We start from the raw sequence: 19,666 nt of genomic DNA, 5'->3' as shown, positions 1-19,666 counted from the left end.
TCTTCCGAGGTCCATTCCTCGGCATTTTTCCCACTACCTGGCACCGCTGTTCCTTGATTACGAAGTTGACGGCGCCAAGTATAAAGGGTCTGCTCCGTGATCCCGCTCTCGCGGGCCAGCTCCGACACCGGCCTGTTCTGCGGCGGCATCATCTGCCGCAACAGCGCTTCTTTCCGTTCTGCTGAATACTGCTTCACACGATCTCTCTTGCCCGTCCCCGATATCGTTTTACTTCATCAGGTGACGCGACAACTATTCTGACACCGGGGGACAAGCTCGACCTAAAAGGTCTTTAATAGCTGAAATCGCTTCGACAAGCGGTGCGAATAGCTGCGAGTCGTGCACTTGCGCACCTGAGATTCGAGCGGCCAGGGAGCAGTCTGTTTTGATCCACAACGACGTGAGGGCTGCAGTCGAGTACGCCACGATCAGTCGAGTGTTACCAACGTGCTCGCTGCGCAAGCGCCAGAATGGTGGCAGCGCCAATGCCAGCTCGATCACACATGATCTGGCCGTGCTCACGAAGTCAATGCAAGTCTGCCGCATGAACATGCTTTTAAACAAGCGCTCGCATTCATTCGTGAACGCGACGCCAGCAAGCCGTGCATTACCAAAGTCAATGGGATGGACGCCCCCACCCGTAACGGCATCGAATGTGCCAAAGTGGAAGTGTCGAACAACCACTTGAAGCGAGGGAGGCGTCGCCATGAAGATTACGACAATTGGCATCGATCTGGCAAAGAATGTATTCCAGCTCCACGGCGTGGATGCGCACGGCGAGGCCATACTCAAGAAGCAGCTCAAGCGCGACCAGATGGCGGCGTTCTTTGCCAATTTGCCGTCGTGCCTGATTGGGATGGAAGCGTGCAGCAGCGCGCATTACTGGGCAAGGAAGCTGCAAGGATTCGGCCATACGGTCAAGCTGATGGCGCCGCAGTTCGTCAAGCCGTATGTCAAGACCAACAAGCACGATGCGGCCGATGCAGAGGCGATTTGCGAAGCGGTGACCCGGCCGACCATGCGGTTTGTGCCGATCAAGAATGTGGAACAGCAGGCGGTGTTGGCGCTGCACCGGGTGCGACAAGGATTGGTGAAAGCGAGAACGGCGCAAGCCAACCAGATACGCGGCTTGTTGAGTGAATTCGGACTGATCCTGCCACAAGGGATCGCGTACCTGTACCAGCGCGTACCGGTGCTGCTGGACGAAGCGAACGAGGAATTGCCAGGGGCGTTTCGGGAACTGGTGCAGCGCTTGCTGGGGCATCTGAAGGAACTGGATCGGCAGGTTGGCGAATTGGAAGTCCAGATTCAGACGTGGCACCGTAGCAATGCACTATCGCGCAAGTTGGAGAAGATACCCGGCATTGGTCCGATCACGGCCAGCGCGCTGGTGGCCTCGATCGGCGACGCGAAGAATTTTGCGAATGGGAGGCAGCTGGCGGCGTGGTTGGGGCTGGTGCCGAAACAGCATTCGAGCGGAGGCAAGACGAATTTGCAGGGCATCAGCAAACGTGGCGACACGTATTTGCGTACCTTACTCATCCATGGGGCGCGGGCGGTGATTCGCTGTGCCGAGCGCAAGCGCGATGCGCAAGCATGGTTGCATCGGCTGATTGGCCGGCGCAACAAGAATGTGGCGGCCGTGGCGCTGGCCAACAAGAACGCCCGGATCGTGTGGGCGTTGTTGGCGCGCGAGCGGGAATTCCGATCCGATTACGTTGCCGCGTAATCGGATCGGCTCAGCAAATTGAAGCAGACAGTCAAGACAGTAGCATCAGGCAGTTGATTCCACCGATTGCACAGGCAATCAAGAAGTGATGGCAAACAGGTGAGACCGTGGTTAGCAAAGCCCGTTAAGCTTGAGGCACACCAAGTGCGCAAAGTCGATTGAGGCGCTGACCAGCACATCCCATCAGGGACAGCGGCAAGCAGCCGCACACAAAGTCCGAATGTACGGGTGCAATCTTTACCTCGGCGTCATCATGAATTGAGGGCTTGGCAAACCGGGGGCGTCCATGTACGAGTTTACGCGACACGTACTCCCACGATATTTTCCTGAAGACGAAAACAGTTTCCGTCCCCCCCTGGTCATTGATGCCTGAGCGCACGCCTTTTCGACGTTCGCAGCCTTCCAAGCACCCGCTATATCTAGCGCGATTTGATGGCGCTGACGAAGGCATCTGACGCCCGCCGTCTTAACGTCTCCCGCGCGATCTAGCTCGATTTCTATGAAATAGTTGATGACAGCCCACGACGGCATACAGCACCGAATGCTTGCATTCATACACAACTACTGATTTAATTAACTGTATGAATATTCCAGATATCGATCCTGTCCATACCCTGACCGAGTTGTGCGCCCTCGCCGACCTGCCGCCGCGCACGGTCCGCTACTACGTGCAGATCAGTTTGGTCGATCGCCCGCAAGGCGAAACGCGCGCTGCGCGCTATGGCGCGCGCCATCTCGAGCAGCTCCTTCTGATCAAGAAATGGACCGCGGCAGGGCTGTCGCTCGAGCGCATCCGCGAACTGCTTCACGGCGCCGAGGCGCCGCTGCCGCCGCGCCCGCGTACTCCGGGGTCGATCGAAGTCTGCAGCCACCTGTTCGTTGCCGACGGCATCGAAGTCGTCGTCGAGCCGGGGCGCGCCGGGCTGTCGCCCGAGCAGTTAAGGCAATTCCTGGCCGGTGCCCTGGCGCTGTACGGGCAAATCGCACAAACGAGCCATCCAAACGAAGGGGGACCCGCATGACCGACAACATTCGCGCACGACTCGAATCACGCAACGGTGGCCAGGCCATCTTCGATGGCGTGCGGGTGGACGGACAAGTAGCCGGCATGCTGCTCGACGTGTCGAGCGTGCAGACCTTCCGCAATCCCGGCACCAGGCACATCGAGCTCGTCTATACCTTCCCGCTTCCCGCCGACGCCGTGCTGCTGTCGCTGACGGTGCGCCTGGGCGAACGCCAGCTCACCGGCAAGGTCGTGGAAAAACAAGAAGCAAGCGGACGCTACGAGGACACGCTTGCCGAGGGCGACACTGCCATCATGCTGGAGCGGGCGAACGACGGCTCCTATTGCCTGAACTTCGGTAACCTCGGTCCCGGCGAAACCGGCGAAATCACCCTGCGCTATGCCCAGGCGCTGCGCTTCGAGGGCGATGCCCTGCGCATGTGCATCCCGACCGTTATCGCGCCGCGTTATGGCGATCCGGTGCGCGACGCCGGCCTGGCCTCGCACCAGGCGCCGACGCACGACCTGTTCGTCCAGTATCCGTTCTCACTGGCGCTGCAGTTCGGCCCTGAATTCGCCGCGGCGACGGTGGCATCTCCAAGTCATAAGATCGCCACCCGCGCCGCCAGCACCGGCATCAGCGTCGCCCTGCCCGGGGACGCCGCGCTCGACCGCCATTTCGTGCTCACGCTGGCCGGACTGGCCGGCTCCTCCATGGCGATTGCCGCGCCCGACCCGGTCGCGCCCGGCCAGGCGGCGGTACTCGCCGGGTTCCGGCCGCGCTTCGCGGACACGGCCGCGCGGCCGATCCGCGTCAAGATCCTCGTTGATTGTTCGGGTTCGATGGCGGGCGACAGCATTGCCGCGTCGCGCAAGGCGCTGCAGGCCGTGGTCGCCGGCTTCGACCAGGGCGACCGCTTCTCGCTATCGCGTTTCGGCGATACCGTCGAGCACCGCAACCACCATCTCTGGAAGACGACCGAGGTCACGCGCCTGAGCGCGGCGCGCTGGATCGGCGACCTGGAGGCAAACCTCGGGGGGACGGAGATGGAGGCGGCGCTCGCCTCCACGTTTGCCCTCGACGGTGCCGCGCCCAGCGACGTGCTGCTGGTAACCGATGGCCACATCCACGCAATCGACAGCGTGATCGAGGCGGCGCGCGGCGCCCGGCACCGGCTGTTCATCGTCGCGATCGGCAGCGCCGCCTCGGAAGGCCACTTGCGCCGGCTGGCGCGCGCCACCGGCGGCGCGGTCGATTTCGTGGCGCCGGGCGAAGGCGTGGAGCCGGCGATCCGGCGCATGTTCGCGCGCCTTCGCTCGCCCCGCCTGGGCGATCTACGCCTGGCCTGGACCAGCGGGCACAGTGCGCGCTGGGCGTCGCTGCCCGACGCCGTGTTCAGCGGCGACACGGTTCACGTTTACGCACTGGTGGAAGGCGAAGCCACCGGCGACGAACTGCGCCTGTACGGATGCGACGGCGAAGGGGCCGAGCACGAGATCGGCGTGGCCGCCGTGACAGCGACACCCGACGACGGCGCCCTGGCCCGCATGGCCATCCACGCCAGGCTGCACGAGGAGGGCGCGCCGCTCGGCGCCGCGCAGCGCACGCAGTTTGCCTGCGACTACGGGCTGATGACGGCGCACACCAACTTCCTGCTGACACTCGAGCGCGGGGCCGGCGACAAGGCGCAGGCCATGCCGGAGCTGCAACGCGTCGCGCACATGCTGCCAGCGGGCTGGGGCGGCGCCGGGTCGGTCGTCGGCAGTGGCATTCCAAAACAAGTGGCCGTCTGGCGGCGCGAGTCGGTATCGGACCAGGTCCGCGCAATGCAAGCCAACGGCGTCGAGGATTACGACATCCCCGCATTCCTGCGTAAGGCCGGTGACGACCTGCGTTGCAGCATGCCCAGCCATTACCGGGGGAAGTCGCTCGTGCAGCGGGTGGCCGAATGGTGGTGGGGCGCAGAGGGCGGCGGCAGCGCCGGCGCCAGCGGCTGCCTAGCGCCGCTGGCACTGCATGGGATGCTGGCCTCCACGCCGCGCACCTTGTGGGACACGACCTATGGCGACATGCTGGCATCCGGCATCGACCGGGCCGTCGTGGACTGGCTGTGCGTCACTTTCGGCACGACCTGGCCGGAGCACGTGGTCGTTGTCAGCTTCATGGCCTGCATGGCCCGGCCGCAGATGCGCGATACGCTGGTGGAAGAAGCCGCGCCGTCATGGCGGACCGCATTCAAACCCGCCAGTTGGAAGCGCAAGGCGCCGGCCCCTGCCCTGCCGCCCGGGGCCGACGCGCAACTGGTCGCACGCATGGCGGCGGCACTTGCCGGAATCACGTCGCAGGCATGGCCGCCGGCCGTGCTGGCCACGCCGACAGGCGCCCCTGCTGGTCCCGCAAGCGAGGCCGGCCACGGCCTGGCGGCCTGATGGAAGAAAAAAACCCGTGAAGTTGGACACCAACTTCACGGGCTCAGTCAACTCGGCGAGGTCTCACGTTCCCCGACTGCGCAACGCTTGCGTTACCACTTATAGCGTTGCCGCCCCTGCTTTTGCAGCGACTTCCTCACGCAGCAGAGAACCCTCCAGAACAGATTGCGGAATGACTTTCATCACACGCTCGGCGAAGTCCTTATTCTTGAGCGTTTCATAGGTCACGTCCTTATAGAATTTGTGGATCTTCATCCCCGGCGCGGCGCTCGAGCGCAGCAGCGAGACGCAATCCTAGAGGCAGATGGACCTTGGCAGTTGGAATTCGATCTCCTCGCGCCATGTATCGACGACCTGCCGCCAGCGACGGGCCGCCAGCAGCCAGGACAGGCCTTAATCGGCACTGCTGGCTGCGCGCTTCTCACCCTTTTTGCCGCGAGAGCGGGGTGGGCCGGAGGGAACAGGTGGGCCGCCATATTGCTCCAGTTCGATGTCCTCCCCTAGGTGCACCACATCATCCCCAAGGCCAGCTGGCAGTGGCCTTTCGGGCCGGATGTCGGTGATCGGGAGCGCGAACTGTTCGCCATCCGCGTCCGGGTAAACTAGCCTGACTTTCTCGGACTGCAGGCCGTCCCAGCGATTGGGTTGCGATCCATCGTTTCCCTTGTTTCGCGGCAGACGGAAACGGGTACCAGTCCTGGCCGTCTTGCCATTCCGCCATTGCCGTGCAACCGGGGGGCAGGCGGTAAGCGCAGGTCAGTGTACCTTCGTTGCGCGTGACCTGTGCCCACCGGAGCCAATGACTCTCGTCGTCAGCCGGTAGTCGCTCCATCAAAGCGACGTCGCCGGTGAATCGCGGGAACGGCCGTGCAAGGGCAGCGACTGGTTTTAGCGCCATTACCCCTGCAAAGACTGGTGGCCGACTAATTTTGAGTGCCATTAGTGCGTTACTTTGACACTCGCCGCCTCGCCTTCCTTTTAAAGGAAGCTAACAAAAATATTTCTTGAAATGGAAAATTCCTTCTCCGTCGAACAGTGATTACACCGCCGTATTGCTGCTATTAAGTTATTGAAAATAAAGCTATTTCTTTCGAATGCGTGGCTGGCACAGTTATCGCTAATACATTGTATGTCCTTGGAGATATACGATGCCCATTACTGACCGTTCTTCCAGCCTTCAATTGACGCACCATGCGTCGCTGCGCTCTCAGCAGCGCAGTATTTCGCTCCCGACCATCGATCTGGTGACCACGTATGGCAGAAAAATCCATGCACGTGGGGCGACCTTCATGGTGGTTGGACGCAAAGAGGTCGATCGGTACAAAGACAGGGGGATCGACCTCAGTAGAGCACAAGGCGTCCACGTCCTGTTGTCCACGGGAGGACAGGTCATCACGACCTACCGCAACCAAGACCTCCGCAGTATCCGCCCGCGCAAACGCAAGCACTCGCATTACTGACATTTTTTTGCATTCCGACGTTCATTTCCCGTTCAACCCTTACTAAAGGCTCACCATGACCCAACAAAACAACCTCGTTCTCGCGCAACAACACATCGACGCCATGCTCGATGCGAAAACGAGCATCACTATCTTGCTGGCTGGGCGCACTGGCGTCGGCAAATCTAGTACCATCAATTCGCTGCTCGGCACGCAGGTCGCTCCGGTTGGCAAGTTCAGACCGACGACGATAAGCGTCGCGCGCTATCCACATGAACACGGCGGTCTTCACTACGATATCGTCGACACGCCTGGGCTGTGCGACGATCTACCTGAGGTCGGTAACGATCAACGTTATCTCGCCGCGATCCGCGAAGCCAGTGCGCAAGCCGATTGCCTGCTGTTCATCACCGAACTCGATGCGACGCGCGTGTCGAGTGATGAACGTCGGGGGATTCAGATGCTCACCGAGGCTTTGGGCGCGTCGGTATGGGAAAACGCCTTGCTCGTCTTCACCCGGGCCGATAAGGTCGAGGCGAAGGAGTTCGAGGCCGACTTCAAAGAGCGTACGGGCCTGCTGCGGGAGACCATAGCGGCGTATGCGCCGCTGCATGCAGCTTACATTCCCGCCCTGGCAGTATCGAACACCTCTGAAAAGCTACCGAACGGCAAACCGTGGCTGAGTGAGCTATTTACCCAGGTGTTGACGCGACTGCGACACGACGCCACCGTGCCGTTTCTGCATTCGATGAGGAAAGACGTCGGCATTGATCCGTCCGCACAGCAAACGGGGGCCGAGGCCCCTGCGGCGGCCGACCCTGCGGCTAGCGACACCGCGGCGGACAAGCCTGCGGCTGGCGCTACTACAACCGAGCCGGGACGTGCGAAACCACGCATCGATCTCGACCCCGAGCAGCAAGAACGTGTCAAGAAAACGGTTTGGGACCGCATTCTCAAAGGCGTGACCACTGGCGCTGCAGTCGGCGCGAAGATTGGTAAAGTCTTCGGCAAACGCGGCGAGGCGATCGGCGCCGCCATCGGTGCGGTCGGCGGCGCCCTGCTCGGCTGGCTTCTGTAGCGTCTCGTTTGTTGTTCAGGTTCGACGCGGCATGGAGAATTCCATGCTGCGCCGGCCGTTGACTCGAAAGTTCAGGTCGTCGCCAAGCAGCTGCTGATATATCCAATGCCCTTCGTTGGTCCGGCGCCAAAAGCGTTTGGTGCCGCAACCGGCACGCCGGCAGTGGCAGCTAAAGCTGCCGTTCTCTTGCGGCGTGAGCGCAGCGGTGTCACCGCATACTGGGCACTCACGCAGCGCTTGCACGTGTTGCGCCTGCCACTTGAAGGCCTGCGCCAGTTCTGGCCGCGTGTGCTGATCGAACAGGCTTTGCATGGTGAGGGCGTCGTCGGGCGCCAATGGCGATAACACCTGCAAGGTCGATGCCTGCACGACGATCCCGCGTACTTTCTTCCCCTCCTCAGCGACGATCTTGGGTAGCGGCTTGATCGGGACCGCATAGTCGTCCAACAGCGCTTCGGTAAGCACGCGGTCGACCAGATGCCCCATGTGCTCGACCACGTAGACATCCATCGGCGACAGGCGCAGCGCTGGGCCAGTGACGGCGTGGTCCAATGTGTCGTTCAACTCGATGCCGGGCCAGCACAGCCGGCAACCTGCGGGTACCTGGATGTCAGCGGACAGTGCATCTGGATACGCCCAGGGCACCAAAGCGAGTTTGCGCTCGCCATCGACGCGCAACTCCCAATTCAAACGGTCACGACGCACGCTGAGGACATGACCAGCCCAGCTCACCTCATCGTCGTGCGCCAGGCCGTAGCGACGTAGGGCGTGGCGCAGTACGAGTCCGACATAGGCACTGTAGTCGGCCTCGCGCTGTTGGCTGCTTTGTAAGCGCTCTGCTGGAGACAGGTAAGTTGCCTGGATGGTTTGGCGCAGCGCATCCCACAGTACGCTCACGTGCCGATAGTGCTGGTCATGCATCAAGATATTGGTCCGGTGCAGAATCTGCCCAATCTGGCGTTCACGCGCGATCTGTCGATACAGGCCGCTTTGTCGCAAGCCTTGCAGGCTCTTAAGTTGCGTCGCAATCGCCTTGCGCGTGTCCTTGGTGGTCTTGAGTTGCTGAGCCGTTGCTTCGGGCTGGTAGGTTTCTCCCCACAACAGGCAAATGTCTTGGAACAAAAGATGGTTCAGATCCGTACTCGACGAGAACGCTAAGGATCGCTCTAGGCGCTGACAGAGCCGGTCGAGACGGCGCAGCCGTCCGGTCAGATAATGTTCGAGCTTATCCAGTAACCGGGCATACACGACGTTTTCGTAGATCGCGTATTCGTCTTCACTGAACCTGGCGAGGACGCGCTTCGGTTGGATCCCTTGCAGCGTCTGCCTTTGCCAACATTCAGAGCGCGAGGCGAGGTGGGTATACGTCTTGTTGGTAAGGCGTCGCGCCCGTGACACGTCGGTCACCGTCTCGTCATAGCGCAGGTCGATGCGAGGACGCTTCGAGATCGTATGCAGGTGCCCGGCCGTCAAAACGTCGCCAAGCATCCGCTCCAAATCGTTCGCATGGCTCTCTTCATTGATGAGTGCGGTCGGCAGCAAGGGCGACGGTAAGGCTTGACCATGCCCGCCGGTGCGCGCAATGCTGTCGAGGACGCGGCTGAGAAAAACCGTGTCATCGCCCAATGCAGCATCGAACCCGCAAAAACGGGCTGTCTCTTGGTCTAGTACGCAACGCTCGCTACCATCATCGCTCAGCAGATCGCCGCTAGCCAGTTGCGTATGGCCGTTGAAGGAGACTGCCTGCTCCAATACATAGCGCCCTGGATGGATCAGGTCGGGAAGGCGATTTAACGGCGTACCACTGATCCGGTCATACAGCTTCATACCATCTGTTCCTTGTGACGGCGGTCTTCGTCGATCAGTTTCCTGGACTTGGGCGCGTCGCCGCCAATCGCCGTGCAGAAGTTGTCGAACGCGCTCTCGAGTGCGTTGAGCGTGTCGAGCGTAATGTCATAGCGCTTGGTGACCTTACCGGCGCGCATGACCCGGGTCGACAGCAGATGGTCGAGTGCATCTTGCTTACTGGCGCCACACGCCATCATAACGGGGATAAAACGCTTGGCTTGACGTTCGAAGCGGTTGCCCCAACCAAGTTGGAACTGTTCCTCGAGGAGCGGCGTTAGCGCGTCCCGCTTTAGTTGATCCAGCAGCTCGGCGACCTCCTTCGCGTGATGTTTTTCCGCTGCATCAAAACGGTCTTGGAGCGAGCTGTAGGAATAGTGAACGGCATCCATGCGCGCGGTCTTGAACTTTTCTTCTTGACGCGGGAGGGTCATCACGTGGGCGCGATCATAGGTTTTATCGGCCAGTTCGCTGGTGGTTTCGTCGTGGTTTGCCGTACCGATGAACCACACGTTTTTTGGCACCAGGATCTTGCGCTGCTCTTTCAAGAGGCTGGGCGCCTGCGCCACAGCGTGTTCGCTAAGCGTGATCAGCCGCTCACTCGGGTTGTTCTTCTCGAGTGCGGAAAGAAACTCGGCAAAATATTGTTCGGGCCGCGACAGATTCATTTCGTCCAGCAGAATCACGTTGCAGCGATCTTCGTAGGCGTCGGTCTGCGCTTTATATAAGGCTTGCAGGCAGTCCTTCTCATAAAAGCGCTTCTCGAAGGCGTTGTAGTGCCCGAGTAGATCGTCGCGGTCGCGCCATCCAGCCTGCACGGCGATATCGGTGCAAAAGCCACCCATGGCCTTGGCAAACGCCTTGGCCAAACTGGTTTTACCGGTACCGCTAATCCCCTGAAACACGTGGAGCTGGCTCATCGCCAGACCACCAAGCAGGGCGCGGATGTCGTCCACCCGGTAGTACAACTTGGTGCCGCGTTCGACGACGGCGATCCGCTGCTGTAACTCGGTGGCAAACGCTGTCAGGTCTTCCGGCACCGGTTCAAGGGCAGCCTTGGTACGGTAGTCTGGATGCTCATCCATCACCGTCAGTTGCGGGAACGGCGACTGTGTTTTGCTGGCCGCGGTCAGGCTGTCGACGCGGGCTTCCAGGTCGACCAGCGCGGCGCCAAGCAACTGCTTGTGCTTTTCGAGACCACGCTTTTCCATCGACAGTGTCTCGAGTTCGAGGGCGCCCATGCGCTTGCGACTGAGTTCGGCTTTTGCTTGCTCATGTTCTTGGGTCAGCTCGCGGATTCTGCCCTGCAAAATCGACAGTTGTTCGCGCATACCCTGGTTTTCCAGTGCCAGATGTTCCGCTTCCGCTGCCACACCGTTGCTGCGCAGTGCCTCATTTTGGCGCTGCAACGCGTGAAATTCATCGAGCAGCGTCTGCGGGTCGCGCTCGCCAAATGCGGCGCGCAGCGCCCGTAAGCCGTCGGCCTCGCCGCGCAATGCGTCCAGGTTCTGGTTCAAACGCGCCTCACGGGCTTCAAACCGTTCTAATTCCTTACGATGCTGTTCACGCTCGTCCTTGAGGGCGTGATCCATTTCGTCTCTGATCTGACGCCGCTCCTGCTCCAGTACGTTCGATTGACGCTGCAGGCGTTGCTTGGCCCGTTCGAGTTTGGCGGTCTCTTCTTGCAAAGTCAGGTCGCGCTGCTCAAGTTCGGCCTCCCGGGCTTGCTGCGCCCCGTTCAAGCTCCCTTTGTGCAGATCAATCGCCTTGAGCAATTCTTCGCGCGACGCCTCTAACGCGCGGATTTCCGTTTTCAAGCCATCGAGCATTTGCTGTCGGATGCCGACGAAACCGTTGCGGGCCTCCAATTCGCGTGCTTCCAGCGACAACTCCAGCTCTTGCAGGGCCGCCTGCTTCTTGGTCAACGCTTCTAGACGCGGCATCAAGGTCGCTTCACGCTCTTGGAATGCTTGCTGTTCGGTGGTGGTGTGTTCGCGTTGCAAGCGCAACTGGTCACGCTCCTGTTCCAGCTTGGCCGTCGCCAGCTCACGCTGCTGGTCGTGCTCGCTGCGCTGCCGCTCTAGCGCTTGTTTGTCGGCTTCGATTTCGAGGAGCCACGCCGCACGATCCTGCGTCAGCGTTTCGCTCTTCTTATCTAACGCCTTACAAAAGGTCGAGAAGCGCTCAAGCCAAGCCGTAAATTTGGTGGCCTTCTCGGGCGCCAACGCGGCCGCCAACTCGTCCAGGAAGCTCCCGTCAACGTCTTCCAAGATTTCTGGCACCGGTTGTTCCGTGACTTTGGCGCCCTTGAAGAGCGCTGCCATGAACGGAGGCATCTTTGCCGTGTTTGTCGTTTGCGCGGGCTGTGGGGGACCGGCCTTCTGCATCGCTGGGTGTGGTTTCTTCTTAGCCATTACATCCATTCTTTCAGTTGCGACGTCCATTGCAAGGCGAACTTGGCTGCCTGGACGACTTCTGTCATGTGAAATTCCTTGCCGCTCGCATGGGTTGCTTCATTGCGCAAATCAGCAAGTTTGATGAGGCGGTCAAACGCTAAAGCCTCGGGTGCTAGGTGCCGGAACGGGTGCTCAGGCTCGTCCATTGTGGTGACGAGCGCCGCAAACAACATGGCCTTCAGCGACTCACTTCTGCCTCGTAACACGTCGCGTACCTTCTTGGTATCCTGGCTCGCCAACCTGCGTATCAGCTCCGGCGTCAGAGCCGGTAGTTCGGTTGCTTCGAGCAGGCGCTCATTCAGCGCCCGGTCCCGGTACCCGACGTTGGGAATGAGATCGGTCTTGCCCGGGTAGCGCCGCACGATCCACTGGCACACCGCCTCGCACAGCTTTTGCGCGTCCGTCAGCGCACTCTCGAGCTCGTGCCGTCCAAACGCTTGTTCCATCACCCGCGTGCGCCAACTGAGGACGCGGAAGTAACGCCCAATCAGTTTTTCTCTGCCGGCCCAAGGATGCTCGGTCAGCAGTTCGAGGTCGAGTTCTTGCTCGAGTTGCTGCATCCATTCCTTGACGTTCTGCTGCTCTGCCTGCGGCTTGCCTATCATGGTTGCCAGACGCCTGGCCAGCCGTTGTTGTCTTGGCTGGCTGAGTAGGCTGTCGAAGGTGTCGTCCAGCCAGGGCACTTGCTGGCGTAAGGCGAGCGGGTCACATACACGCCACGACCGCTCGCCTGTCTGGTCCGGTGTGACCCAAGTTAGCACGTACATGGGCTCGGCCTGTTCGTGCATGAGTTCGATCCCTTGCGCGCGTACTTCGGCGCCGACCTCAGCGCGTCCATACAGTTGGCGGGCGTTGAAATAGTCCAGTCGATAAGCGCGATAAGCTTGTTGGATGTCGCGCGTATCAAATGGCGCTGGCAGATCTTGGTGTGCGGCGAACACATGGGGCCTGATTTCTCCGCCTTCTGCACGGTTCAGCCGGAACATCGGAAGTTCGCCAGCCTGCGCGGCCGACTCGATTTCGCTTAACCCGTCCATGCTGACGATGCGTGGCCAGAAGGCGCCGCTGAGCGCATCGCGAAACAGCACCCCCGCTTTCAGGTCCACGCTGCGGTCCTCTTCTTCGTCGAGTAGGGCTAGGCCGTTTTCGGTAGGTCTACCTTGGCTATCGATCCAAGCGTGGCTATTACACTGCGCCAGGATTAACAGCACCATTTGCTGGTGCAAGCCCAGTAAGGTCGACATCTCAAGCGGCTCGCGGCAACCGGCGCGTGCCAGGCCCAGCACTGCGCGCTGGAACAGGTTCAAGGTCTTGCCCTGCGCCTCTGCATATTGAACGCGGTAGGCGTGCACGGGCCACAACAGGGCGACCCCATGCTGCGCCGGTTTTTTGCGCAGTAACAGGTGGCGTTTAGCGAATGCAGCCATGTTCCCCCCTGCACAGTGTCGCGAACGCCGCCAGCGCTGGGACGGCTTCTTCTGCTTCCGGTCCTTCGGCAAGCGCTAAGTCACCGGCGACGATGAGTAGCTTGCGCTGGCGGCTCATGGCCACGTTCATCCGGTTCGGCAAGCGCAGGAAGCCATATCTCGCGTTGCGTTGGGCCTCGCGCTGTTCGGGGTCGAGCGCCTGGTTGTCGAACCTTTTGCGGCTGGTCCGTACGTTCGAGAGCAAGACTACGTCAAACTCTTTGCCCTGAAATGCGTCGACGGTCCCGACTCGCAAGCGCTCTTCGCCGTCTAGCGTCATGCGGTAGGCTTCGGCAGGCTCATAGCCGTGCTGGGTCGCGCCCATGATGCGCAACTTCTCGAGTTCACGCATGATTTCGAGTGCTTGGGCGCTATAGAAAGTGATGACGCCGATCGACACTTGGTCGGCTTGCTCAAGCAAGCGCGCCACCTCTTGCGCAACCAGGCTGGCCTCTTCGGCACGAATCCGGCTCGTGCCGACGCGGCGCTCGTTGCCGGCATCAGCCGGGACGTTTAGCCAGGCGCACACTTTGTTTTCATAGCCTTCTAAGGTATGACGGAACACCTCAGCTTCGCGGCCGGGCTTCACGGCTTCCATGCCGACCTTTTCGTAAAAGTGCTTACTAATGAAGTCGCCTAGCACCGGATGCATGCGGAATTGCGTGTCGAGCATGACTACGCGCTGGACCGAATCTTCTTTTTCTAGGCGCTGAAGTTGCACCCGCAGGCGCTCAAACAGGCTCGTTTCGAAGGCCTTGCGTTCGACGTCGCCCAACTCGTTCTGACGCGCGACTTCTTGCTCGATGTCGGGCTCGAGCAAGTGGGGCAGTTGGCGATCGTCGCCGACTAAGATGATGCGGCGCTCCGCCATCGCCATCGGGACGAACAAGTCGAGGGGGTTGGCGCGCGCTGCTTCGTCGATCACCACGGTGTCAAACGAGATCGAGGCGTGTTCGAGTCCAGCCACCTGTTTGAGGCTACTCATCTGGTTGCCGGCTGCTTGCTGGCAGGTCGCGCCGACCACCATCGCATATTCCTCGGTCGTACTTTGCGCCTGCCACGGGTCGAAACGCAACGCATTGCTCAACTGCGTGAGGACGCCCGCAATGCCTTTGCGGCTGGCGCTGATCTTTTTTTCGAGCGCATTCTCGAGTTCGGTGAGCAGCGCCCTGCCCTCATCATCGAGGCGGCTGCGTATCGACGGTGGGCGGTAGTCGGGTAGCAGTCGGTCCAGCAGGTGATCTCGCAGTTGCCGTAATTCGGCGAGTAGGGCCGGTTCCGGTGTGTCGGCGTCCGCCGCACGCTCGAGGGCTTGCTGTTGCGGTTCGCTGAGCGCTACCTTTTCTCGATACAGTGCACGAGCCAAGGCATGCGCTTGCGAATCGCCATCATCGGCGAAGCCAATCGGGTCGACACGTAACGCCCGCACGCGCAGCAAGACGGCGCGCCGGTCGCTCGCATCGCCGCTGGCGACTTCGCGTGACTGTTGGGTGTCCAGGTATTCGGTCCACCTTGACTCGAGCTCAGATGGAATCCGGGCACCGCTGTCGGCTGCCTGCTCCAACAAAGCGGCGACCCTAGTGAGGGCTTGCACCCGCCCACTCGCGTCCAGCTTGGCGATACGCAGCAATTGGAGTTCATGACGCAGCAGTTTCATTTGCTTGAGTAAGGGCTCGCTGCGCTCCAGTTCGTCGACGCGCTCGTCAAGGTAGTTCGCACGCTCTTGACCCCAATGCGCAAACTGCACGCTCAGTTTGCCGCTACCCTGGCGGCCACCGACGCGCACTGGCGGCAAACCGAACACGTTGCTGCGGCTGAGTGCGTTATCGACGGCGTCATGCTGGTAACTGCTGATCAAGACTTGGCCGCGCAGGCTGCGGCCTTCACCTTCTTCGGCGAGTCGTCGCTGCAGGGCCGCGATGACTTGGGTCTTGCCAGTACCAGGTGGCCCGATGATTAGGGCGACGTCTGGCGTATTGAGTGCGACACGCAGCGCATCGCGCTGGCGATCGGTAGGTTTGCCACCTTTGAAGGTTTCTTGCGCATAGGGGGTGACGTCATCGAGTTTTCGGTGCCGCTCGACGGGCACGGAAACGCCTTCCAGCAGATACCGCAACTGGGGCAGGCGCCTGCCGCTATCGATCGCGCGCTTGGCCTCTTCGCGACGCTTGCCGACCGTGCGATCGCCCGCCAGCGAGTAATACACATAGCCGGAATGCGGAGGGGCGTCGCCCTTGCGTCGTTCGTCGGGGACCACCAGAACGCTATCGGCTTCGAACACGAGGCGCCCGCGCACTGCACGCGCTTGCGCTGTCGCATCGGGCAAGTCGACGGTCCAATCCGGCGCGCTTTCGGTGACTTCGACCTGGGTGGCATCGGCGATTTCCAACTGCGCCCAGCGTTCCTTAAATGTTTGCAGGCTTTCGCAGTTCTTCGGGATCAGGCGCCATGCGTTCCCGCCCTTGTACTCCCGGCCTTCGCAGGCTTGGTAGGACAGCACACCTAGGCGGCTGGCCTCTTCCTGTGCACGCTTCCAAGACAAGTCGTTATACAGCTTCCACAACTCGAGGTAGGCGGTGTTGTTCTGTAAGGCGGCCTCGAGCATTGCTTTTTGCTGCGGGTCTTCGAGCTGGGCTGCTGCGCTGGCATCAACGAATTCGCTGTACCCCTCCAGTAAGGTCAGGCGCGAGGCTTGCGCCGGGCGCGGCGCTAAGCGCCGGATCAGGTAACCCTTGCCGTCGACTGGTTGCACATCCGCACGCCATAGTCGGCCAAGCACCTGGAAGTCGGCCGTCGCGCCGGTGGTAAAGCGCGCAACGATCAGTTTACGCGGCGTGGTCTCGATCAGGAATTCGTTGGTGAGCCACGCGCAGGCCTGGGCTACGGTCGCTTCCGCAATTTCTCGCTTTTCATATAAAAATTCTGCGACGAATGCATCGACACCGATCTTGATGGCGGCGTCCAGTCGGTCACTCGGGGCCAGGAAGCCCATGAAAACTTGTTTGGCAGTGGCGCGGGTCAACAGCCAAAGCGTCTCCCTGCGCCTGGCGAGCCCCTCAAATAAGTGTTTATCTTTGCCAGGTCGAACCGGTTTGACGACCGTGTTCTGGCGCATAAACCATTGATCGCCCTCCAGGAAAAATCCAGCCTCTTGGTTTGGCTCTAGTCCCTCTTGGCCTTCCGGGCACTCGAGGGTGACGATGTCGCTCGCCAGCAGCGGAGAGTCATGCAAGTTCATCGCGTCACCATTGGAAACGCCAAGCCATGTGCGGCGCATCGAGCTTACCGACATGCAGGATATAGTCGGGCCCCCCTTGTCGTTCGAGCGAGATCGGCTTAGCGAGGTGTACGACCTGAGCGGCGCGCTGCAAGGTCAGCGGCACGTCCAGCGGCGTGAAGGTCAGCTTGTCGTCGGCCAGCGTGACCTGGGCCAGTGGCGCCAACGATTCGCTGGCCCACATCGAGGGGATGCTGCGTCGCAGTGTCAACGCTTGCTCCGCTTGCAGTAGCACGACGCGCCCGGTCCTGTGCCAACTATCGGCGGTGCTGCGTGGATGCCAGTCAGGCAGTTGCTCGGGCGGGATAAATTGGTACTCGCTGAACAGCACGTGCTCCGGCTCGAGTACGTGGTCACAAAACGGACAGGTTTTGGTGGGGTTCAGCAGGTAAGTGCTGGTGCAGGCGGTGCAGTGAATCGAGCGCTCCGAGGCCTCCACTAAAGCTTCGAGCCACTCTGCCATCGAAGGACGGGCGAGAGGATCGGTCAAGCCGGCTTCGAAGCAGCGCGAGAACAGCAGCGCCAGCTTGCCGGTTGCGCTCATGGAGAGCGGCATCCCGTGCGAACTGGCGTTGCGGGTGTCGTGCGCATGGCCGATCCAAGGTAGTGCGCCGGCCAGCGCTTGCTCTTCGAGGTCAGGCTCGCCATCGTTGACGAGATCGCCTTTAAAGGGGTGGTTCCCGGTCAAGAGTTGGAAGGCGAGAACGGCAAAGCTCCAGACATCGGTGCGGGTCGAAAAATCGGCGCGCCCCGCGACCAGTTCAGGGGCGCCGTAGTCGGGCGTGTAGAGTGCGCGACAGGGGCTCGCTTCGAAACTGATGTTATCGCAGTCGATTAGCCACAGTTCGGCGTGCTCGACCTTCGAAGAGACGTAGATATTGTCCGGAGAGATGTCACCGAACATCATGCCGCGCGCGTGCAACAGCGCCAGCGTGGTCGCCAGTTGCTTGAGTAGGGCCAGGCGGCGGGCCAGCCCGCCGCTATGTAAAAAACCTTCGACGCCTTCGTCGGCGACTTGCTCGAGCAATCCGGTGAGCGCGGTGAGGCCCTCCATCAACTCCATCACGTAGCCGGCGTCGGGCGCCTTCAGTAGGGCCAGAGGTTTAGCAATGTGCAGGCTGTCGAGCTCTTGGCGCATCAACCACGACAGGTGTTCGATCGCACGCTGATGCTGTTCGCTCCCTTGCGCAGTGAGCTGTTTGATCAGCACTTGCGCTTGGTCGGTGCGCCAGACGCTGCCCTGCCCTCCTTGGCCGAGCTTACTCGTCAGGAGATAGGTGTGGCCCAAATTGTCGGTCACCTGGCGTAAGTTGGTATCGGCATTGTTCATCTAGCTTGTTTTAAAAATTGCGACCAGTGATTTGTCGTCCCCGTGCATCGGGGTCGACCATTGCTCGAGCTCGCGATCTAGCCAGCGCTGGGCATTGCGCCGGCTTCGCGCTCGCACATTGTTGAACATGGCTTGATAAAAGCCATCGAGCGCGTCCGGCACGAGGTCGTCGGAGATCCCGTCCGTCATTAGCACGACGCCGTCCCCGGGCTGCGAGAGGGTGCAAGTCGCTTGCTGCCACTGGGCGGGGGCATGCGTGTCATATAAAGCCTGGGTTTGGTTGCCGTAGCCTTGACGTGGTGGCGTCAGCTGGTAAAAGCGTCCGCCTTGGCGAAACAGGATCAGTCCGTCACCCAGTTGTCCGAAGGCCGCGTTGCCGTCGGGTTGGACCGATAGCCACAGGCACGTAGTGGCAACATCCCTGGCCCGATAAGTGGCGGTCTGGTCACGCCAGCGGGCGTGGATGTTCGCATTGATCAGGCTGGCATCAGCCTTGTCGACACCTTTTAATACCTGGCGGACTGCCAGCGCGGCGGTCTTTGAACCGATATCGCTTTGCTTAGCGGAGCCCAGTCCATCGCAGACCGCAGCCACCCACCCGCCACGCTGCCCGCGCAATAGCACGGCATCTTGGTTAGGCAGCTGCTGGTCAACGTGGGCGGGGCCACGCACGCTGCTTCTGGCGACGGCAAAACGCATCAAAATTCGATGTCCAGTGGGTCGTCGTCCGGTGCGTCTGGAATGACGAACGGGGTCGCTTGGTCCGGGACCGGGCTTTGGGTTTTGACGGCGACGCTCATGGTGACGGCGCGGAAGAAGCGCTGGATATCGCGCACATTGTGGGCTTTAAAGAGGGGCGCTTCGGGGTCGTTGGCGAAACCCGCCAGCATCGCTTGGTCGGCATCGGCGCCGATCGCCATCGCGTAGCGCACCGCCTTTTGGGCGCGCTCGGCGCTTTGTAAGCGTGCGAATGGTTCTTGCCAATCGTCGGTCGGATGGCCGTCCGACACCAGCACCAACACCGGGCGATAGGCGCGCGATGGAATGCGCTCGCGGTCTTCCAATAAGGCCGTGGCAAGTTCGAACGCTTGCCCCATCGGGGTCCGGCCCGTGGCTCGTAGCGGCGTGAGAGTGCCGACTTGATTCGCGGGCGTGAGGGGTAGGTGCTCCTGGGCGACTTCGCCAAAGGTAATCAGGGTCACCTGAATCTCGGCGCGCAGGCGGCTTTGTTCGGCGAACGACTGGACCATTTCCTTAAGCGCGGCATTGAGCGCCTCGATCTTTCCGTCCGAGCCCATGCTGCCGCTCACATCGGCCAAGACGACCACGGGTAGGGGGCGTGCCGTATTCATTTGGAACTGTTTGAGTCCGCTCATTGGTTTTTTTCCTTTGGTGCCAGCATTAGGTTGAATTTCTTTGGGCGCACTTGGCGACGCACGATCTCTGGTGTCGTTGACGTAACGACTGACGATGTCTTCGTTATATTTGGCAAAGCCCATTGCGCGATCCTTGGGTTAGGTTTCGTCAGGTGCTCGATCGGTGTGGTCAGCGTGCTCAGATCTGCGTCCAGTACGGTGAGCCTGCATCGAGCACCAGCTCCTGCTGTGTTGCGG

The 19,666-nt window shown here is 60.9% G+C and carries 13 protein-coding genes and 2 pseudogenes; 6 read left to right on the top strand and 9 right to left on the bottom strand.

The window, feature by feature from the left end:
• Positions 1–197 (bottom strand): transposase (locus H162_RS33495; protein WP_156885762.1); only part of this gene is annotated, 197 nt, incomplete at its 3' end.
• A 509-nt stretch (positions 198–706) separates the two neighbouring features.
• On the opposite strand from H162_RS33495, the gene H162_RS0122875 reads away from it, so the two are divergent.
• The 4 genes and pseudogenes from H162_RS0122875 to H162_RS35775 all read left to right on the top strand — a co-directional run.
• A complete protein-coding gene (locus H162_RS0122875; protein ID WP_020655822.1) occupies positions 707–1,729 on the top strand; it encodes an IS110 family RNA-guided transposase in 1,023 nt (340 codons plus the stop codon).
• A gap of 581 nt (positions 1,730–2,310) precedes the next feature.
• Complete coding sequence (locus H162_RS0122870) at positions 2,311–2,751, top strand: helix-turn-helix domain-containing protein (protein WP_020655821.1); 441 nt, start codon at positions 2,311–2,313, stop codon at positions 2,749–2,751.
• Positions 2,748–3,977, top strand: a pseudogene (locus tag H162_RS35365) (VIT domain-containing protein); the annotation flags it as partial. The gene H162_RS0122870 and the pseudogene H162_RS35365, both read left to right, overlap by 4 nt.
• A 498-nt stretch (positions 3,978–4,475) precedes the next feature.
• Positions 4,476–4,619: pseudogene (locus H162_RS35775) on the top strand (cell division protein FtsZ); the annotation flags it as partial.
• 642 nt (positions 4,620–5,261) lie between these two features.
• On the opposite strand, the gene H162_RS34415 reads toward H162_RS35775, so the two are convergent.
• Positions 5,262–5,417 carry a hypothetical protein gene (locus tag H162_RS34415; protein ID WP_020655820.1) on the bottom strand — a complete coding sequence of 52 codons (156 nt, stop codon included), beginning with the start codon at positions 5,415–5,417 and terminating at the stop codon, positions 5,262–5,264.
• Between the two features lie 893 nt (positions 5,418–6,310).
• On the opposite strand from H162_RS34415, the gene H162_RS0122855 reads away from it, so the two are divergent.
• Positions 6,311–6,622 (top strand): hypothetical protein, encoded by a 312-nt coding sequence (locus tag H162_RS0122855; RefSeq protein ID WP_020655819.1) that lies wholly within the window; start codon positions 6,311–6,313, stop codon positions 6,620–6,622.
• Between the two features lie 55 nt (positions 6,623–6,677).
• Positions 6,678–7,679: a GTPase gene (locus H162_RS0122850; RefSeq protein WP_020655818.1), complete on the top strand. Its 1,002-nt coding sequence runs from the start codon at positions 6,678–6,680 to the stop codon at positions 7,677–7,679.
• A gap of 15 nt (positions 7,680–7,694) precedes the next feature.
• On the opposite strand, the gene H162_RS0122845 is transcribed toward H162_RS0122850, so the two are convergent.
• The 7 genes from H162_RS0122845 to H162_RS0122815 are packed head-to-tail and all read right to left on the bottom strand — an operon-like array spanning position 7,695 to position 19,552.
• A complete protein-coding gene (locus H162_RS0122845; RefSeq protein ID WP_020655817.1) occupies positions 7,695–9,506 on the bottom strand; it encodes a hypothetical protein in 1,812 nt (603 codons plus the stop codon).
• Positions 9,503–11,938, bottom strand: a complete 2,436-nt coding sequence (locus H162_RS31660; RefSeq protein WP_020655816.1) for an AAA family ATPase — start codon at positions 11,936–11,938, stop codon at positions 9,503–9,505. Before H162_RS31660 ends, H162_RS0122845 begins: the two co-directional genes overlap by 4 nt.
• Positions 11,938–13,407 (bottom strand): hypothetical protein, encoded by a 1,470-nt coding sequence (locus tag H162_RS0122835; protein WP_020655815.1) that lies wholly within the window; start codon positions 13,405–13,407, stop codon positions 11,938–11,940. Before H162_RS0122835 ends, H162_RS31660 begins: the two co-directional genes overlap by 1 nt.
• Entirely contained in the window at positions 13,391–16,684 is a 3,294-nt protein-coding gene (locus tag H162_RS0122830; protein ID WP_020655814.1) for a DEAD/DEAH box helicase, read from the bottom strand. The genes H162_RS0122835 and H162_RS0122830 overlap by 17 nt, the downstream gene beginning before the upstream one ends.
• A gap of 4 nt (positions 16,685–16,688) precedes the next feature.
• A complete protein-coding gene (locus H162_RS0122825; RefSeq protein ID WP_020655813.1) occupies positions 16,689–18,053 on the bottom strand; it encodes a protein kinase domain-containing protein in 1,365 nt (454 codons plus the stop codon).
• Positions 18,054–18,752: a PP2C family serine/threonine-protein phosphatase gene (locus H162_RS0122820; protein ID WP_020655812.1), complete on the bottom strand. Its 699-nt coding sequence runs from the start codon at positions 18,750–18,752 to the stop codon at positions 18,054–18,056. It lies immediately after the preceding gene.
• The gene (locus H162_RS0122815) at positions 18,752–19,552 is read right to left on the bottom strand and encodes a vWA domain-containing protein (protein ID WP_229452207.1); all 801 of its coding nucleotides are present in this window, start codon (positions 19,550–19,552) and stop codon (positions 18,752–18,754) included. The genes H162_RS0122820 and H162_RS0122815 overlap by 1 nt, the downstream gene beginning before the upstream one ends.
• Positions 19,553–19,666: the final 114 nt, after the last annotated feature.

The sequence above is a fragment of the Massilia niastensis DSM 21313 genome (assembly GCF_000382345.1).
GTDB lineage: Bacteria > Pseudomonadota > Gammaproteobacteria > Burkholderiales > Burkholderiaceae_D > Telluria > Telluria niastensis.
This window is presented reverse-complemented; position numbering and strand designations above follow the sequence as displayed.

What these genes read in the sequence shown, in the direction of transcription:
- H162_RS0122875 (WP_020655822.1), top strand. Translation starts at nt 707, where the DNA reads ATGAAGATTACGACAATTGGCATCGATCTGGCAAAGAATGTATTCCAG.
- H162_RS0122870 (WP_020655821.1), top strand. Translation starts at nt 2,311, where the DNA reads ATGAATATTCCAGATATCGATCCTGTCCATACCCTGACCGAGTTGTGC.
- H162_RS34415 (WP_020655820.1), bottom strand. Translation starts at nt 5,417, where the DNA reads ATGAAGATCCACAAATTCTATAAGGACGTGACCTATGAAACGCTCAAG.
- H162_RS0122855 (WP_020655819.1), top strand. Translation starts at nt 6,311, where the DNA reads ATGCCCATTACTGACCGTTCTTCCAGCCTTCAATTGACGCACCATGCG.
- H162_RS0122850 (WP_020655818.1), top strand. Translation starts at nt 6,678, where the DNA reads ATGACCCAACAAAACAACCTCGTTCTCGCGCAACAACACATCGACGCC.
- H162_RS0122845 (WP_020655817.1), bottom strand. Translation starts at nt 9,506, where the DNA reads ATGAAGCTGTATGACCGGATCAGTGGTACGCCGTTAAATCGCCTTCCC.
- H162_RS31660 (WP_020655816.1), bottom strand. Translation starts at nt 11,938, where the DNA reads ATGGCTAAGAAGAAACCACACCCAGCGATGCAGAAGGCCGGTCCCCCA.
- H162_RS0122835 (WP_020655815.1), bottom strand. Translation starts at nt 13,407, where the DNA reads ATGGCTGCATTCGCTAAACGCCACCTGTTACTGCGCAAAAAACCGGCG.
- H162_RS0122830 (WP_020655814.1), bottom strand. Translation starts at nt 16,684, where the DNA reads ATGAACTTGCATGACTCTCCGCTGCTGGCGAGCGACATCGTCACCCTC.
- H162_RS0122825 (WP_020655813.1), bottom strand. Translation starts at nt 18,053, where the DNA reads ATGAACAATGCCGATACCAACTTACGCCAGGTGACCGACAATTTGGGC.
- H162_RS0122820 (WP_020655812.1), bottom strand. Translation starts at nt 18,752, where the DNA reads ATGCGTTTTGCCGTCGCCAGAAGCAGCGTGCGTGGCCCCGCCCACGTT.
- H162_RS0122815 (WP_229452207.1), bottom strand. Translation starts at nt 19,552, where the DNA reads ATGGGCTTTGCCAAATATAACGAAGACATCGTCAGTCGTTACGTCAAC.